The organism is Streptomyces humi, assembly GCF_001005085.2.
Taxonomy (GTDB): domain Bacteria; phylum Actinomycetota; class Actinomycetes; order Streptomycetales; family Streptomycetaceae; genus Streptomyces; species Streptomyces humi.
In genome coordinates this window covers 92,245-106,906 of sequence record NZ_LBMU02000046.1, presented here as the reverse complement: position 1 = coordinate 106,906, position 14,662 = coordinate 92,245, and the positions used below count along the sequence as shown (strand labels likewise).

The 14,662-nt window shown below is 73.7% G+C and carries 17 protein-coding genes and 1 pseudogene; 7 read left to right on the top strand and 11 right to left on the bottom strand.

What is annotated here, in order from left to right; all coding sequences use genetic code 11:
• Positions 1-191 precede the first annotated feature (191 nt).
• Positions 192-725, top strand: coding sequence for a GNAT family N-acetyltransferase (locus AAW13_RS21830; RefSeq protein ID WP_046733263.1), 534 nt, complete (start codon positions 192-194; stop codon positions 723-725).
• A gap of 89 nt (positions 726-814) precedes the next feature.
• Here the strand turns inward: AAW13_RS21830 and AAW13_RS21825 are convergent, their stop codons facing one another.
• On the bottom strand, positions 815-1,393 hold the full coding sequence (locus AAW13_RS21825; RefSeq protein WP_046733309.1) for a TetR/AcrR family transcriptional regulator: 579 nt from the start codon (positions 1,391-1,393) through the stop codon (positions 815-817).
• Between the two features lie 89 nt (positions 1,394-1,482).
• Between AAW13_RS21825 and AAW13_RS21820 the strand changes: the two genes are divergently transcribed.
• A complete protein-coding gene (locus tag AAW13_RS21820) occupies positions 1,483-2,364 on the top strand; it encodes an SDR family oxidoreductase (protein ID WP_046733262.1) in 882 nt (293 codons plus the stop codon).
• A gap of 158 nt (positions 2,365-2,522) precedes the next feature.
• Here the strand turns inward: AAW13_RS21820 and AAW13_RS21815 are convergent, their stop codons facing one another.
• Entirely contained in the window at positions 2,523-2,933 is a 411-nt protein-coding gene (locus AAW13_RS21815; RefSeq protein WP_046733261.1) for an alpha/beta fold hydrolase, read from the bottom strand.
• A 222-nt stretch (positions 2,934-3,155) separates the two neighbouring features.
• Here AAW13_RS21815 and AAW13_RS21810 point away from each other — a divergent pair, with 222 nt between their 5' ends.
• Positions 3,156-3,935, top strand: a complete 780-nt coding sequence (locus AAW13_RS21810) for an MBL fold metallo-hydrolase (protein ID WP_046733260.1) — start codon at positions 3,156-3,158, stop codon at positions 3,933-3,935.
• Between the two features lie 76 nt (positions 3,936-4,011).
• Here AAW13_RS21810 and AAW13_RS21805 read toward each other — a convergent pair whose 3' ends face one another.
• Both AAW13_RS21805 and AAW13_RS21800 read right to left on the bottom strand, forming a co-directional pair.
• Positions 4,012-4,758: a phosphotransferase family protein gene (locus tag AAW13_RS21805; protein ID WP_046733259.1), complete on the bottom strand. Its 747-nt coding sequence runs from the start codon at positions 4,756-4,758 to the stop codon at positions 4,012-4,014.
• Between the two features lie 122 nt (positions 4,759-4,880).
• Positions 4,881-5,396 carry a DUF2231 domain-containing protein gene (locus AAW13_RS21800; protein WP_046733308.1) on the bottom strand — a complete coding sequence of 172 codons (516 nt, stop codon included), beginning with the start codon at positions 5,394-5,396 and terminating at the stop codon, positions 4,881-4,883.
• A gap of 235 nt (positions 5,397-5,631) precedes the next feature.
• Between AAW13_RS21800 and AAW13_RS21795 the strand changes: the two genes are divergently transcribed.
• Positions 5,632-6,003 (top strand): STAS domain-containing protein, encoded by a 372-nt coding sequence (locus tag AAW13_RS21795; RefSeq protein WP_052768723.1) that lies wholly within the window; start codon positions 5,632-5,634, stop codon positions 6,001-6,003.
• Here AAW13_RS21795 and AAW13_RS21790 read toward each other — a convergent pair.
• Positions 6,002-6,850: pseudogene (locus AAW13_RS21790) on the bottom strand (glycoside hydrolase family 65 protein); the annotation flags it as partial. The gene AAW13_RS21795 and the pseudogene AAW13_RS21790 overlap by 2 nt on opposite strands.
• Positions 6,847-7,698 carry a universal stress protein gene (locus tag AAW13_RS21785; protein ID WP_079178901.1) on the bottom strand — a complete coding sequence of 284 codons (852 nt, stop codon included), beginning with the start codon at positions 7,696-7,698 and terminating at the stop codon, positions 6,847-6,849. The pseudogene AAW13_RS21790 and the gene AAW13_RS21785, both read right to left, overlap by 4 nt.
• A 192-nt stretch (positions 7,699-7,890) precedes the next feature.
• Here AAW13_RS21785 and AAW13_RS21780 point away from each other — a divergent pair, with 192 nt between their 5' ends.
• Positions 7,891-8,556: a CBS domain-containing protein gene (locus tag AAW13_RS21780; protein WP_046733257.1), complete on the top strand. Its 666-nt coding sequence runs from the start codon at positions 7,891-7,893 to the stop codon at positions 8,554-8,556.
• A gap of 249 nt (positions 8,557-8,805) precedes the next feature.
• On the opposite strand, the gene AAW13_RS21775 is transcribed toward AAW13_RS21780, so the two are convergent.
• The 5 genes from AAW13_RS21775 to AAW13_RS21750 form a co-directional block, all read right to left on the bottom strand.
• Positions 8,806-9,435 carry an Rv1733c family protein gene (locus tag AAW13_RS21775; protein WP_476756030.1) on the bottom strand — a complete coding sequence of 210 codons (630 nt, stop codon included), beginning with the start codon at positions 9,433-9,435 and terminating at the stop codon, positions 8,806-8,808.
• A gap of 12 nt (positions 9,436-9,447) precedes the next feature.
• On the bottom strand, positions 9,448-10,158 hold the full coding sequence (locus AAW13_RS21770) for a CBS domain-containing protein (RefSeq protein WP_046733256.1): 711 nt from the start codon (positions 10,156-10,158) through the stop codon (positions 9,448-9,450).
• A gap of 182 nt (positions 10,159-10,340) precedes the next feature.
• Complete coding sequence (locus tag AAW13_RS21760; RefSeq protein WP_046733254.1) at positions 10,341-11,015, bottom strand: helix-turn-helix domain-containing protein; 675 nt, start codon at positions 11,013-11,015, stop codon at positions 10,341-10,343.
• A gap of 19 nt (positions 11,016-11,034) precedes the next feature.
• Positions 11,035-12,102: a zinc-dependent alcohol dehydrogenase family protein gene (locus AAW13_RS21755; protein WP_046733253.1), complete on the bottom strand. Its 1,068-nt coding sequence runs from the start codon at positions 12,100-12,102 to the stop codon at positions 11,035-11,037.
• Positions 12,103-12,245: 143 nt separating this feature from the next.
• Positions 12,246-13,157, bottom strand: a complete 912-nt coding sequence (locus AAW13_RS21750; protein WP_046733305.1) for a universal stress protein — start codon at positions 13,155-13,157, stop codon at positions 12,246-12,248.
• Positions 13,158-13,432: 275 nt separating this feature from the next.
• Between AAW13_RS21750 and AAW13_RS21745 the strand changes: the two genes are divergently transcribed.
• Together AAW13_RS21745 and AAW13_RS21740 are read left to right on the top strand one after the other, a co-directional pair.
• Positions 13,433-13,897 carry a cyclic nucleotide-binding domain-containing protein gene (locus tag AAW13_RS21745; RefSeq protein ID WP_046733304.1) on the top strand — a complete coding sequence of 155 codons (465 nt, stop codon included), beginning with the start codon at positions 13,433-13,435 and terminating at the stop codon, positions 13,895-13,897.
• 14 nt (positions 13,898-13,911) lie between these two features.
• Positions 13,912-14,607, top strand: coding sequence for a CBS domain-containing protein (locus tag AAW13_RS21740; RefSeq protein WP_046733252.1), 696 nt, complete (start codon positions 13,912-13,914; stop codon positions 14,605-14,607).
• Positions 14,608-14,662 lie beyond the last annotated feature (55 nt).

Here is a 14,662-nt window from a genome sequence, read left to right as displayed (position 1 = left end):
GAGCGCATGCGGCAGGCCGGGTGCGGCCTCTCGTGTCTTTGACACACGTGTGCCAGTACGGCGGTCGGTTCGGAAGTCCGGCGGCGTCGGCGGCCGCGGCGGGGCGGCCCGGCCGGAGCCGCGCGGGTGGGCGGCAGCATGGGTGGCCACCGGATTACGCGGGTGGCGTCCGCCTCCGGCAGGATGGGCGTATGACCGAGATCCGCACACCCCGTCTCCTCCTGCGTGGCTGGCACGACGACGACCTGGCGCCCATGGCCGACATCAACGCGGACCCGCGGGTCATGAGGTGGGTCGACGACGGCTCGGTGCGCGACCTGGACGAGACGGCCGAGGCGGTCGAGCGCTGGGAGGAGGAGTGGGACGAGGAGGGCTTCGGGCTCTTCGCCGTCGAACTGCTGGCCTCGGGCGAACTGATCGGCTTCACGGGACTGTCCGTGCCCTGGTTCCTGCCGGAGGTGATGCCCGCCGTGGCGATCAGCTGGCGGCTGGGCCCGCAGTTCTGGGGCCAGGGATACGCGTCCGAAGCGGCGCACGCCACGCTGGAGTTCGCGCTCCAGGACCGCGGTCTGGACCGCGTCATCAGCATCAACCGGGTGGGGGACGGCGCCTCCGAGAACGTCAGCCGCAAGCTCGGCATGGTGGCCGAGCGGGAGACGGTGCACCCGGCGTACGGCTTCCCTCTCCGCGTTCACGCCATCGATCTGACCGAGTTCGCGGCGTAGACCGGCCGGACCGTCGATCAGCGCAGGGCCGCCGCACCGTGACCCGTCGCCGCCCTGCGCTCACCCGCGGCCGCGGGTGACGCTGCCGGTCAGCCCAGCGACGCGCTCGCCGCGCGCAGTTCACGCAGCGCCGCCAGGGTGTGCCCGGCGAGTTCCCGCTTGCCGCCCCGGTCGCCCTCGGACCACTGGGCGAACCCCCGTTTGAAGGCGAGCACGCCCAGCTCGCCCGCCAGGGCCGCGGTCGCGTCGGGTACGCCTCGGGCGACCAGAGCGGTCGTCATCGCGGCCGCGAGGCTGACGCTCTTCAGGGCGTCACGCTCCTGAAGCTCGGTGCTCGCGGCGACGGCCGCCTTCAGTCGGGGAGCGAGCTCGCGGTTCATGGGTCCCATCGCTCCGGAGGCGCGCTCAAGGCCGGCGGCGACCGCCTCGAGCGGACTGGCGTCACCGGGCGCCTCGGCGATGCCCTCGGTCAGCAGTCGGCTCAGCGTCTCCTGCCCGGCCACCAGCAGTTCGCGCTTGTCGGGGAAGTGCCGGAAGAAGGTGCTCTTGGTGACTCCGGCGCGCTCGGCGATCTGCGCGACCGTCGTGGCGTCGTACCCCTGCTCGGTGAACAGGTCGACGGCGGCCACCACAAGGCGTTCCCGCGCGCCTGGTTCCCATCTGCCCATGGTCGCCATCATAAGCGATGGGACTCTTGTCCCATCACTGCGCTAGAGTGATGGGACAAGAGTCCCATCACTTGTCCGGGAGTTTTCCCATGCGTGTTTTCGTCACAGGTGGCACCGGTCTGATCGGTTCCGCCGTCGTCGCCGAGTTGCTCCGCAACGGCCACACCGTCCTCGCGCTGGCCCGCTCCGAGGCGTCCGCGCTCGCCGCCGAGACCGCCGGCGCGGAGCCGCTCCGAGGAGCCGTCTCCGACCTGGAGACCCTCCGGGCCGGCGTCGCCCGCGCCGACGGGGTGATCCACCTGGCCTTCGGCAACGACTTCAGCAGCCCCGAGGCCGTCGCCAGGTCGGTCGCCGAGGAGAGTGCCGCCCTCGCGGCCCTCGGCGAGGAACTCGTCGGCAGCGACCGCCCCTTCGTCACCGTCTCGGGCACGCCCTGGGTGCCGGGCCGCGTCTCCACCGAGGCCGACCCGCTGCCGACCGACGGACTGGTGGGCGGGCGCGGGCGCGCGGTCACGGCGGTCCTGGGCCTGGCCTCGCGCGGGGTCCGGAGCACGGCCGTACGCATGCCGCGCACCGTTCACCACCAGGGCGCGGGCGGGTTCGCCGGCCTGCTGACCGACATCGCCCGCCGGACCGGCGTGTCCGGCTACCCGGGTGACGGCGCACAGCGCTGGCCGGCCGTGCACGCGCTCGACGCGGCAGTCCTCTTCCGGCTCGCCCTGGAGCGGGCGGAGGCAGGGACGTCCTGGCACGCGGTGGCCGACGAGGGGGACGAGGTGCGCGACATAGCGGCGGTCATCGGCCGCCGCCTGGGCCTGCCGGTGCAGTCGGTGCCGACGGAGACCTTCGGCCCACTCGGCCAGATCTTCGCGACCGACCAGCCCTCGTCCAGCGCCCACACCCGGCGGGCGCTCGGCTGGGAGCCGAAGCACCCGGGTCTGCTGGAGGACCTGGAGAACATCCACCGCTGACCGGCGCCCGGACTAGCGGACCGAACGACGACCTGCCGACCTGGCGAGCGGGCCGACCTGCGACCTGGCGAGCGGGCCGACCGGCGACCTGGTGAGAGGAGCGACCGGCGACCGGGCGAGAGGACCGTGCAGGCGGCGGGTCCGCGGGTTCGCTGAGGTCAGGACCGGGTGCGGGTGCGAGCGACCGCTCCGGCCAGGACCCTGGCCACGTCGTCGGCGTGGGACAGGTGCGGGGAGTGTCCGGACGGGATGCCGACAGTGCGGCCGGGGCGCGCGGCCCACTGCCACTGGATCGCGGGCGGCAGCGCCGGATCCTCGGTGGCCACGACGTAGGAGTGGGCGGCCAGCACGGCGGGACCGCCGATGTCGGCGATCGGATCGCGGACCACGGTGACGTCCTCCGTCAGCCCTTCGGCGGCACCGCTGTCGGGGTTGCTGCTGGGCAGTTGCACGGCGTGGGAGCCGATCCCCCGGACAGTGAGCCGCTCGCGCGGCCTGTCGAAGATCCACGGCGTGTACATCGCCCCGTGGACCAGCAGGACTGTGGGGTTCGTTCGCTGCTTCTTCATGGCGTCCCAGCCTCCGATCGGGGCTGCCGTCCCGGCAAGGCGGAAGAGCGACCTACGACGGTGGCACGACGACACCCGGAGCGGGCCTGACAGGCAGGACCTGCGAATGTCGCCGATCTACCATGCCTGGTCTCCGGCGCATCTCGTCTGCCTGCGGTTTCACGACGAGAGTGGAGGTCGCCGAGGCGGCACAGGGTCGCCTTCACCGCCAGGAGCACTGCCATGAACGGCACCGTCACGGTCCTCGACAAGGGCGCGGTCCGCGTCCACAGCTACATGTCGCCGGCCGACACCTTCCACACCACCACCCAGCTGATCGAGACCCCGGCCCGGGTCATCGCGATCGACGCGCAGATGGTGCCTGCGTACGCCGACGAAGCGGTCGCCTACGCCAAGGGCCTCGGCAAGCCGCTGGACCGGCTGATCGTCACCCACGCCCACCCCGACCACTACAACGGCGCGGCCCGCTTCGGCGTACCGGTCCACGCCCTGGCCCAGGTGCGCGAGCAGATCGTCGCGCGCGGCGACAGCCGGCTGCCCGGTGGCCTGGTCATCCCGGTCGGCGACGTCACCCCGACGGTGCCCCTCGTCCCGGGTACGGAGGTCATCGACGGCGTCCCGTTCGTCCTGGAGGCCGTCTCCGGCGGTGAAGCCGCCGACGAGCTGCTGGTCAAGCTGCCCGACCAGGGCGTCCTCGTCGCCCAGGACCTCGTCTACCACGACGTCCACCTCTACCTGGGCAACAACGACATCACCGGCTGGGAGCGGGCCCTGGACCTGCTGGCCGCCCAGACCGGCTACGACACGATCCTCGCCGGCCACGGCCTGCCCGCCGGCCCGGAGATCTACGCGGAGCTCCGCCGCTACCTCGCCGACGCCCGCGAACTGCTCGGCGACGACGGCCAGGCGTACAAGAAGGCGATCGTGGAGCGCTACCCGTCGCTCGTCGGCCCCTTCCTCATCGACATCGCCAACCAGTCCCTCTTCCCGACCGGTCGCTGAGCCCCGGAACGGACCTGTCCGCGAGCCCGCAGAGCGGCACCGCCCTCTCGGCCGCACCGGCGACGACCGCGCGGCCTCACATCCGGGCTCTCAGCACGTCGACCTCACAGCCCGGTGCGAAGGCGTCGAAGCCGTGCTCGATCAGCCAGCGGACGATCAGCAGGCTGCGCAGCGACCACCATGCGCGGATCACATCGAGGTCGACGTCGGTGCCGTAACCGGCGATGACGTCGCCGAGGTGCTCCTCGTGTCCGAGCGTGAAGGTGGCGAGGTCGTACAGGGCGTCTCCCTGGCCCGCCTCGGACCAGTCGATGATGCCCGTCACCTCGTCGCCCTCGACGAAGAGGTGCGCGATCTGGAGGTCGCCGTGCGTGAAGGCCGGCGTCCAGGGCCGGAGCGCGGCCTCCGCGACCTGACGGTTGCGGCTGACCAGGTCGGCGGGCAGGACGCCGTTCGCCACCAACAGGCCGCATTCGGCGTCGAGTTCCGCGGCCAGCGCGACGACACCGAGGCCGGCCCGGCCCGGCCGTGGCGGCAACGGCGCTTCGTGCAGTTTCCGGATGGCGGCGCCCGCCGCGGCCCACGCCGCCGGCGACCCGGTCGACGGCCCGCCAAGCCGCCCGAGCGTCGTCCCCGGGAGTGCGGCGATCGCGAGCACCGGCGGCCTGCGCCACAGGACCTTCGGGGTCGGGACCGGCGCGCGGGCCATCGCCTCGACCTCGGCGTCGACGCGCGCCTGATCGGCGTCCACCTTCAGGAACACGTCGCCGACGCGCAGCGTCGCACGCTCGGAATGGGCGACGACGACTTCGACCTCATCCATGGACGCCCAGTATCCCGAGGACGGTCGCCGGCGTCGCCGGGTTTTCGCGGCCGGCACCGCCGGGTCTCGCGGGCGACACCGACCCCTGAACGGGTCGGGTCCCCGCTCCTGTCAGGGGTGGGTCAGCGCGCCGCGTCGCCGTTCGAGGCCGACTGGGAGAAGCCGTCGTGCCATGCCGCCTTCGCGCCGGAGTCTCCGATGCGGTAGACGTCCACCACGGCGCCCGCCGCCACCGCCAGGGACAGGACGACCGCCGCCACGCGCACCGGCGTGGTGGACCAGAAGGAGCCGCCCGCGGAGTCCGGACCGGATGCCGTGGCCGGACGGGCGGCCCACCAGACCAGCGCCGCCAGAGCGAACAGGCCCACGGCCCACGGGAGCAGGCCGTCGCCGAGTTCGGCGTGCCGGCGGACCAGGGCGTCATCGCTGACGTGCCGTTCCAGCCACTCACCGGCCTGCGTGGTGAGCGGCACGCCGAGCAGCGTGACCAGCGCCAGCACCGGCAGCACCAGTCCCATGCGGCGGGCGGCTCGCCGCGAGACCGCCGCGGCCACGAGCGCCAGCGCGGTCAAGGGCACGAGCACCACGACGAGGTGCACGAGCAGGACGTGTGCGGGCAGGCCGTTTATCAGGGTCATGGACAGTTCCTCGGAGGAGTCGGTGAGGGGGTCGGTGAGGGGGCCGGTACGACGGCGCGTCAGCGTCGCACAGGAACCTCTCAGGAACCTCTGAACGCGGCCGCCCCGGTCCGGACCCCGCGCACACGCCGGGACCGGCACCTGCATCATGAATCGCTCATGACAAATCGGCCTATCCCGCGCAGTCCCCGGGGTTCTCTCCCACTTGTCGGATCTTCACGGCATACTCACCGGCATGAGTCCCGCGAACGGCGGCGAGAGCCGGCCGGACCCGACCACGTCGCACGCGCCATCGCTGCCTCGCCTGACCCAGTACGAGCAGGAGGGTGCCTGGGTGGTGGCCGCCCACGGCGCCTTCGACCTCGATTCCGCTCCGCTGCTGGCCTCGGCCCTCCAGGACGCGGCCACCACTCACACGACGGTCGTCGTGGACGCGGCAGCGGTGACCTTCGCCGACTCCACCGTGCTGAACGTGCTGTTGCACTTCCACCGCGATCACCGTCTGCGTCTGGCCAGGCCGGCCCGCCAGTTCCAGCGGGTGCTGGAACTGACCGGCGCGGACCGGGTCCTGGACATCCGCCCGACGGTCGCCGACGCAGTCTCCTGACCAGCAGCGCGTCGAATCCGGGGGCGCCGCCGACCCGGTCGACGGCGGCCCCCAGCGGGTCGGCGATCGCGGGGTCGCGGGAGGTGTGCAGGGCGACGGTCCTGTCGACGGTGCGGGTACGGCCGGACGTCAGCACGGGCCGCAGCCGCTGTACGGCTCGCAGCGGGCCGTTCCCCGCCGAGACCGGGGCGTCCGCGGTGAGTCGTGCGGCCATGCCGATCCGGATGTCCGAGGTGCGGGTACGGCAGCCGAGCCACACCGTGTCCGGGGAGGCGGTTCCGGTGCGGACGTCAGCCAGGTGACGGCCGGCCAGGTCGCGGTAGCGTGGCACACCGGCGTTGCTGACATCGCCGTCGAGCGCCGCCTCGACCTCCAGCTCACCGGCGACGCCCTGGGCGGTGAACTCGGTGCGCAGGGCGGCGTGATGCGGGTCCGCCATGTGCACCAGCCGCAGCTGGCGCACGTCCAGCGCCCGCCCGGCGCCGAGCCCGTGACGGGTCCGCCGCTCCAGGACCCCGTCCGGCAGGTGCAGGACCTGCCGGTGTCCCAGCACCGGCGCGGTGTCCGGGGTGAGCCAGTCGCCGCCCGCCGGGCGGAACCGCAGCGGCAGCCAGTTCGGGAGGTTGACCAGGTCCTCGTTCTCGACCCGGTGTCCGGCGACCTCGGAGGTGAGCCGGTCGTAGCAGCCGGCCACGTAGGTACCCGGGTGGTGGACGTCGTCCGCGGCGCACTCCGGCAGCGCGCCCCGGGTGGCGAAGTACCCGTTCCCGAGCGTGCACAGGGATTCCCTGAGCCGCTCGTCGGCGGGCACGTAACCGTCGTACTCCCACCGCACGGGGTTGCTCACCCGACCTGCGGTACGACGGCCACCGGGCAGTCCGCCCGGTGCAGCAGGGCGTGCACCACCCGGCCCAGCTGCAAACCGCGGTGGCCGTGCCGGCGGGGGGCGCCCAGCACGACGAGGTCGGCGGCGGCCGAGCGGTGCACGAGGATCCGGTGGGCGGGCCCCTCGGCCGTCACCATGCGTACCCGGACGTCCGGGTACTCGGCCGCGGGTTCGCGCAGCAGCTCGTCGAGGAGGGCCGAGGCCTGCGGCGCGCCGCCCTCCTGGGCCGGCGCGTCCGTCGTGGGACGACGCCAGGCGCGGACCACGTCCAGGGGGCAGCCGCGGGCCGCCGCCTCCCGGAAGGCGAACCGCGCGGCCGCGCCGCCGGAGGCCGGACCGCCGGCGCCGAGCAGGATCCGTTCGTGGGTGCCCGCCAAGCCCGCCGGGTCCCCCCGCACCACGACCACGGGGCAGTACGACCGTCCCGCGACCGCCAGTCCCACCGAGCCGAGGAGCAGTCCCTTCAGTTCGCCGCGGCCGCGCGACCCGGTGACGACCAGGCAGGCGTTGTTGCTCTCGTGCAGGAGGGCGTCCGCGGGGTCCTCGGGCAGGATGTCGGTGGTGACCTTCACGTCCGGGGCACGCCGAGCGGCACGGTCGGCCGCCGAGGCGACGATGTGCTCCGCCAGTACTCGCTCCGAAGGGCGCTCTTCGCGGATCCCGGGTACGCCGCTCTCGTAGCGCTCCCACAAGGACGCGTACACCAGCCGGAGCGGGACATCGTGGCGGGCGGCCTCGTCCGCCGCCCAGTCGACGGCCTGAAGGCTGCCGTCCGAACCGTCGACGCCCACGACCAGGGGAAGTGTCATCGTCCCCACCGCCTCTCCTCGGGCTGCCACCTCATGCGGCAGACGGATGCCTGTCCTTCCACCGTCGCACCGGCGGACGAAGCGCAGGAGGGGCCACTCGGCCCCTTCACCACCCCTCGGAAGGGTCTGGGCGGCCCTTGGTGGCGGAGCCGTGCCGAGCACACGCTGGAGGGGAGAACCGAGGAGGCAACCATGCACGGCAGCCCGCACACCGTCGGCGACGTGATGACCCGCGGCGCCGTCGCCGTCGGCCGCGACACCCCCTTCAAGGACGTCGTCACGCAGATGGACCAGTGGAAGGTCAGCGCCCTCCCCGTGCTGGAGGGCGACGGCAGGGTGATCGGCATCGTCTCCGAGGCCGACCTGCTGCCCAAGGAGGAGTTCCGGGACGCCGATCCGGACCGGTTCGTGCAACGGGAGCGGCTCGCCGACCTGGCCAAGGCCGGCGGGGTGACCGCCGGTGAGCTGATGAGCGCGCCCGCGGTCACCGTGCACGCCGACGCCGCCCTGGCCGAGGCCGCGCGCATCATGGCCCGGCGCGGGGTCAAACGGCTGCCCGTCGTCGACGGGGTGGGCGTCCTGGAGGGCATCGTCAGCCGCGCGGACCTGCTCAAGGTGTTCCTCCGCGAGGACGAGGAACTCACCGAGGAGGTGCGCCGGGAGGTCGTCGACCGCCTGTTCCCGCTCTCCGCCGACCACATCCGGGTCGAGGTCGCCGAAGGTGTCGTCACCCTCACCGGCTGGATCGACGGGACGGAGCTGGTACCGGTCGCCGAACGCCTGGCACGCGCCGTGGAGGGCGTGGTCGACGTGCGCTGCCGACTGGCACCGGTCTCCGTCCGGGACGACATCGGTTGATGTCATCTGACGTCAGCTGACATCAGGTGACAGAGGGTGGCACGGACTGACACGGGGTGGCACGGGCGGCACGGGTGGCACGGGTGTCACGGGTGTCACGGGTGGCACGGGTGTCACGGGTGTCACGGAGACGCAGCGGTGTGACAGCCGTACGGGGGCGCCGTTCCGGTCCGCGTTCCGGTCAGCCCTTGCCGCCGCCGAAGTCGCAAGTCGCGTCACCCCTTGCCGCCGCCGAAGTCGCAAGTCGCGTCAGCCCTTGCCGCCGCTGAAGTCGCGCCACTGAGGTCCGACGCGCCGCCATTCGTCGTCCCACTCGGCGAGACGCCGGCTGAGCAGCCGCCGGCGGACCAGCCGGCCCCCGCCGTACACGACGAACGGGGTCGACAGCCCCACGAGGACACCGGCCGCGACCGCCTCCAGGGCCGACTCCGCCTCGCTCGCCGGTGCGCCGACCAGTTTCCCGCCGCGACTCGCCCACACCTGGACGGTGGTGCCGGCCGTGGCCGAGGGGACGACCTCGGCCCGGCCGGTGTGGACGGAGCCGTCGGCAGCCGTCCAGCGGACCGCGGTCCACGTCAGGCCGACGTCGTAGCCGGCCGTGACCGGCGTGCCGTCGGCCGCGTCCTCGGTCAGCCGCGCGGACACCGTGTGCACCTCGGCCCGCCGCTCGGCGAAGGTCCGGTCGACGGTACGGGCCACGCCCCAGCCGGCGAGCACCCCGCCGGCGAGGGCGAGGCACCAGAGGCCGAGCACGATCCAGGCCTCCACCACGTCGCTTCGGCGCCGCAGCGGATTGCTCCGCCAGCGCCAGCACCACGAACCGCTCCTCCCCCGGCGGCCTTCGCGGCTCGGCGGCTTCCGACGGCTATCGCGTTCCACGGTCCGGCCCCCCTACGCGGTGCGGGTCCGCGGTGTCGCGCCGACGTCCGGGAGGTCGGGGTCGAGGTCCGGGCGGCGGCGGGGTCCGGCCAGCGCGCAGTCGACGTCGACCACTCCTTCGACGCTGCGCACCCAGCCGGTGGCCAGCGGCACCAGCGCGGTGTCGCCGACCCGGCCGGTGAGGGTCACGACACCGTCGTGCACGGACACCCGGGGAGGCTCGGCCTCCAGCGCGAAGAGATGCGGGAGGACGTCGCGCCGGATCTCCTCGGCGATCTCCTCGTCGTCCCGCAGGAACACCTTGAGCAGGTCCGCCCGGCTCACGATGCCGACCAGCACGCCCTGGGCGTCGACGACCGGCAGCCGCTTGACCCCGTGCCGTGCCATGCCCCGCGCGGCCTGCGGGAGCGTGGCGTCGGCGCGGACGGTGACGGCCGGGGTGTTCATCAGTTCGCCGGCGGTCACCGCGGACGCCGTCGTGGGTTCGTCCACGCGGGGCAGGGCCCGTGCCCCGACCGTGACGCCGTCGCGGGACTCCTCCTTGCGCAGCAGATCCGCCTCCGAGACGACGCCCACGACGTGCCCCTCGTCGTCGAGCACGGGCACGCCGCTCACCCGCCACCTCCGCATGGTCCTCACGATGTCCTTGAAGGCCGCGCCGCTGCGCAGGGCGACCACCGTGCGGGTCATCACGTCACTCACGACGGACGGGTTACCGGTCATGGCGACCTCCAGGGGTGGGATGCCGTCCTGCGACACTTCCAGCCTCCGCCTTTTCTCCGCTCGGGGCATGGGCCGGGCGGCCCTCGGCGACGGTCCGGGGTTCCCCGGGCGGGGTGCCCAGGTGGCGGCGGGCCTCTTGCCGCACCGCCGGATCACGCACCGCCGGATCACGCACCGCCGGATCACGCCCTGATACGACGCCCGGTCACGACGTCGGGTTCGACGCGCATCCACAGGTCGCGGCGGCCCCCGGCCCAGGGTGTGCTGTGCGCCGACGCCGTGAGCCGGTGTATCTCGTCCGGCTCGGTCACGGTGTGCGCGCGGCCCTGGACCAGCACGCTCCATCCCTCGCTGAACGTGTCGTCGATCCGGTCGGTCTCGAAGGCCACCCGGTGGCCGGCGGCGAGCGCCGGGGTCGTCCCAGGAGCCGTCCGGTAGACGATCGCGCCTTCGACGACGCTGTAGTTGACCGGCACGATCACCGGCCCGCCGGCCGTGGGCACACCGAGCCGTCCCACGCCGTGGGTGCCCAGCAGCGTCATGCACTGCGCGGGGCTCAGCTCGGCGAACTCCGGGGCGTGTGCCGCCCGTCCGGAGCCCGGCGGGGTCTCGGTGTCGCCACCGGTGAGATGGGTCAGAGTGGTGTGCAGCACCTCGGCCAGTCGCAGCAGCGCACCGGTGCCGGGTGCGGCGAGCGGGTTCTCCTCCAGGTACTGGAGGTAGCCGGGCGCGACACCGGCGCGGACGGCCGTCTCCCTGCGGGTGAGGCCCAGTTCGAGCCGGCGGGTCATGAGCCGGCGGCCCAGGTCACCGAGCGGCGGCCGCTCCACCCTGCCCGGGTGCACTTGTTCGGCCATGGCCTGTCACGTCCTCTCGTCAGGCCGCGGGGATGGCGACCTCGTGCTGCTCACCGCCGAGCACGACCTTGAGCGCGGCGGTCTCGCCGGCCCGGCGGAAGACGTCGTACGCCTCCTCCATGCGCGCCAACGGGAAGGTGTGGGTGACCAGTTGCCCGGTGGGCAGCCGGCCGGCCGCGGCCATCCGCAGCAGGGTGGGCGTGGAGTGGGTGTCCACCAGGCCGGTGGTGATGGTGACGTTCCTGCTCCACAGGTCTTCCAGGTGCAGGGTCACCGGCCTGCCGTGCACGCCGATGTTGGCGACGTGCCCGCCGGGCCGCACCATGCGGGCGCACGACTCGAAGCTCTCCGGCACGCCGACGGCCTCGATCACCACGTCCGCGCCCAGCCCGTCGGTGAGGTCCGCGACCAGTTGGGCCGGGGCCTCGTGGATGTCGGCCACGGCGTCCGCGCCGAACCGGTGGGCGGCCTCCAGCCGGGCCGGGGCCAGGTCCACCGCGATGATCCGCTCGGGCGAGAACAGCCGTGCCGTGCTGATCGCCGCGAGTCCGACGGGTCCGGCGCCCACGACGACGACGGTGTCGCCGGGACGGACGTGCCCGTTGCGGACGCCCACCTCGTAGGAGGTCGGGAAGATGTCCGCGAACAGCACGGCGTCCCTGCTGTCGAGGGTGGCGGGCAGTGCGTGGACCGACAGGTCCGCGAAGGGGACGCGGACGTACTCGGCCTGGGTGCCGTCGATCAGGTGGCCGAGGATCCAGCCTCCGCCGCCCCGGCACTGGCCGTACATCCGCTCCCGGCAGTAGGCGCAGCGCCCGCAGGAGCTGATGCAGGAGACCAGCACCCGGTCGCCCGGCCGTACGGTCCGTACGTCGCCGCCGACCTCGACGATCTCGCCGACGGCCTCGTGCCCGAGGACCGTGCCGGGCCGCACCTCGGGGACGTCGCCCTTGAGGATGTGCAGGTCCGTCCCGCAGATCGTGACGGCGTCCACGCGCACGACGACGTCGGTGGGCTCCTTGACGGCGGGGTCGGGGACCTCTTCCCAGGCGGACTGCCCGGGGCCGTGGAACACGAGGGCCTTCATGGGGTCGCTCACCGTCCTTGGTCCGCCGCGGGGCCGGGCGCCGACGGCGCCGCGGCTGCCCCGCGCCTCCATCGTGTCCCGGCTCGGGAAGCCCGCGCTTGGGCCGTCCGGCCCCCGCGCCGGCCGACGGGCCCAGACCGAGGTCACGCCGGCTCGGGTACGACGACGACCGGGCACGCGGAGCGGTGCAGCACGCCGTGGGCGACCCGGCCCAGCTGGAGCCCGAACGTCCGTGGGCGGCGCCGGGCTCCGACGACCAGCAGGTCGGCGTCGTACGAGGCGGCCACGAGAACCGGCCGCGCGTCGCCCTCGACCGTGTGCCGGTGCGCTTCGACGTCGGCGGGGACGTTCTCCAGAGCCGAGTCCAGGGCCTCCACCGCCTGCCGCTCGTGCAGCCGGGCCGGTTCTCCGGACATCAGGGGGTGGTCGGTGGTCTCGTGTGCGGGTGTGCGCCAGGCCCGTACGGCGTCCAGGACCGCCCCGCGCCGCCGCGCCTCCTCGTAGCCGAAGCGCACGGCCGCGGACCCCTTGCCGTGCGCGCCGACGCCCAGGACGATCCTGCCGTGGACCGGCCGCGCCGCCTGGTTGTCGTGGTTGCCGCGCACGACGACCAGCGGGCAGTGCGCGTGCCCGGCGACGGTCAGGCTCACGGAGCCCAGCAGCGCCTCGGCCAGGCCGCTGCGGCCCCGGGTGCCCATCACCAGCAGGGTGGCGTCCCGGCTCTCGTGGACCAGTGCGTACTCGGGTTCCTCGACCAGTACCTCGGTGGTCACCCGCACTTGGGGCTGCCGGCTCCGGGCGCGCCGCGCCGCCACGCCGACGATGTCCTCGGCCATGAGCTCCTCGGACGGCTTGTGAAGGCCCTCGCCGAGGTGGGCGCCCTCGTACCGCTCCCACAGCGAGGCGTACACCAGCCGCAGCGGCAGGCCGCGCAGGACGGCTTCGTCGGCCGCCCAGTCGACGGCCCGCAGACCGGGCTCCGAGCCGTCGACGGCGACGACGACGGGCGGGACGCCCAGGGGCTCACCGAAAGCTCGTACGGCCGCTGCCTTCATGATGTGCTCCTCAGGGTCGAGGCCGACGGTGACGGTACGGGTCATGATCTGTTCCTCCTGATCGGGGATTCCGGCACGAGGGTCGTCCCGCGACGGGGGGTCCGGCAGGGGCCGCAGGTCCTCACGAGGGGCCGTTCGGCCCGGGCGCACGAGGCGACCGCCGAGGGAGCGGGCTGATGGTCCCGTGGCGGTGGGCCCACTCGGCCCATGGCGGGACCGCGGCCGGCGGCACACGCTGGCACCAGGACCACGTACGCCTGTGCCGGGAGGCCGCCATGAACGCATCACCGACCCTCAGCGTGCTGCGCGCGCTCCCGGCCCCGTACCGGGAGCGGCTGACGGGGACGGCTCGGGAGGTGTCCTTCGCCCCCGGGGTCCGGCTCTTCGACGAGGGGGGCCGCGCCGACCGGTTCTGGATCATCCGCACCGGCCGGGTCGAGCTGGACCTGCATGTGCCCGGCCGCCGGGCGGCCGTCATCGAGAACCTGGGCCCCAACGAACTGGTCGGCTGGTCCTGGCTGTTCGGCCCGCACGTGTGGCAACTGGGCGCCGAGGCGACGACCCCGGTGCGGGCCTGGCAGTTCGACGCGGAGGCCGTCAGGTCCCTGTGCCGGGACGACCCGGCGCTGGCGAACGCCGTCGACCAGTGGGTGGGCGGGGTACTGGCCCACCGGCTGCGCGCGGCCCGTACCCGACTGCTCGACCTGTACGCCCCGTACGGCGCCGGCTCGAACAACTGACGGAGGTGGACCCCATGCACGGCACGCCGCACACCGTCAGCGACGTCATGACGACGACCGTCGTGAGCGTCGGACGCGAGGCGCCCTTCAAGGAGCTCGTGCGGCTCATGCGGGACTGGCGGATCAGCGCCCTGCCCGTGGTCGAGGGCGAGGGCCGGGTCGTCGGCGTCGTCTCCGAGGCGGACCTGCTGCACGAGGAGGAGTTCCGGGACGGCGACCAGGACGGGTCCGCGCAGCCGCCCCGGCTCCACGGCCCGGCCGAGAGGGCAGGTGCCCTGACCGCGGGCGAGCTGATGACCTCGCCCGCGGTCACCGTCCACGCGGACGCGACTCTCGCGCAGGCCGCGCGGATCATGGCACGGTCCAGGGTGAAGCGCCTGCCGGTGGCCGACGCCGTGGGCGTCCTCCAGGGCGTGGTGAGCCGCGCCGACCTGCTCAAGGTCTTCCTGCGCGACGACGAGGAGATCGCCGAGGAGGTCCGGCGGGACATCGTGTCGCAGTTGTTCCCGTTCTGCGGCTCGGCGCTGCGCGTGGACGTCCACGACGGGGTCGTGACGCTCGCGGGCCGGATCCCGGACACGTCCCTGGTGCCTGTGGCGGCCCGGCTGGTGAGGGCCGTCGAGGGCGTGGTGGACGTGGACTTCGGCCTGTCCCCGAACACGGCGCCCGCGCCCGCCGCGGAACCCGCGAGTGGGGCCGGACGGCCCTAGCGTGCCCCGCCCCTGCGGCGCGATGATCGGCCCGGGGCGGTCGGCGGTCCGTCCC

Excerpts from the sequence above, each read along its gene's own strand:
- AAW13_RS21820 (WP_046733262.1), top strand. The coding sequence starts at position 1,483 with ATGCGTGTTTTCGTCACAGGTGGCACCGGTCTGATCGGTTCCGCCGTC.
- AAW13_RS21770 (WP_046733256.1), bottom strand. The coding sequence starts at position 10,158 with ATGACCGGTAACCCGTCCGTCGTGAGTGACGTGATGACCCGCACGGTG.
- AAW13_RS21785 (WP_079178901.1), bottom strand. The coding sequence starts at position 7,698 with ATGACACTTCCCCTGGTCGTGGGCGTCGACGGTTCGGACGGCAGCCTT.
- AAW13_RS21740 (WP_046733252.1), top strand. The coding sequence starts at position 13,912 with ATGCACGGCACGCCGCACACCGTCAGCGACGTCATGACGACGACCGTC.
- AAW13_RS21825 (WP_046733309.1), bottom strand. The coding sequence starts at position 1,393 with ATGGGCAGATGGGAACCAGGCGCGCGGGAACGCCTTGTGGTGGCCGCC.
- AAW13_RS21815 (WP_046733261.1), bottom strand. The coding sequence starts at position 2,933 with ATGAAGAAGCAGCGAACGAACCCCACAGTCCTGCTGGTCCACGGGGCG.
- AAW13_RS21795 (WP_052768723.1), top strand. The coding sequence starts at position 5,632 with ATGAGTCCCGCGAACGGCGGCGAGAGCCGGCCGGACCCGACCACGTCG.
- AAW13_RS21745 (WP_046733304.1), top strand. The coding sequence starts at position 13,433 with ATGAACGCATCACCGACCCTCAGCGTGCTGCGCGCGCTCCCGGCCCCG.
- AAW13_RS21750 (WP_046733305.1), bottom strand. The coding sequence starts at position 13,157 with ATGAAGGCAGCGGCCGTACGAGCTTTCGGTGAGCCCCTGGGCGTCCCG.
- AAW13_RS21800 (WP_046733308.1), bottom strand. The coding sequence starts at position 5,396 with ATGACCCTGATAAACGGCCTGCCCGCACACGTCCTGCTCGTGCACCTC.
- AAW13_RS21780 (WP_046733257.1), top strand. The coding sequence starts at position 7,891 with ATGCACGGCAGCCCGCACACCGTCGGCGACGTGATGACCCGCGGCGCC.
- AAW13_RS21760 (WP_046733254.1), bottom strand. The coding sequence starts at position 11,015 with ATGGCCGAACAAGTGCACCCGGGCAGGGTGGAGCGGCCGCCGCTCGGT.
- AAW13_RS21810 (WP_046733260.1), top strand. The coding sequence starts at position 3,156 with ATGAACGGCACCGTCACGGTCCTCGACAAGGGCGCGGTCCGCGTCCAC.
- AAW13_RS21830 (WP_046733263.1), top strand. The coding sequence starts at position 192 with ATGACCGAGATCCGCACACCCCGTCTCCTCCTGCGTGGCTGGCACGAC.
- AAW13_RS21755 (WP_046733253.1), bottom strand. The coding sequence starts at position 12,102 with ATGAAGGCCCTCGTGTTCCACGGCCCCGGGCAGTCCGCCTGGGAAGAG.
- AAW13_RS21805 (WP_046733259.1), bottom strand. The coding sequence starts at position 4,758 with ATGGATGAGGTCGAAGTCGTCGTCGCCCATTCCGAGCGTGCGACGCTG.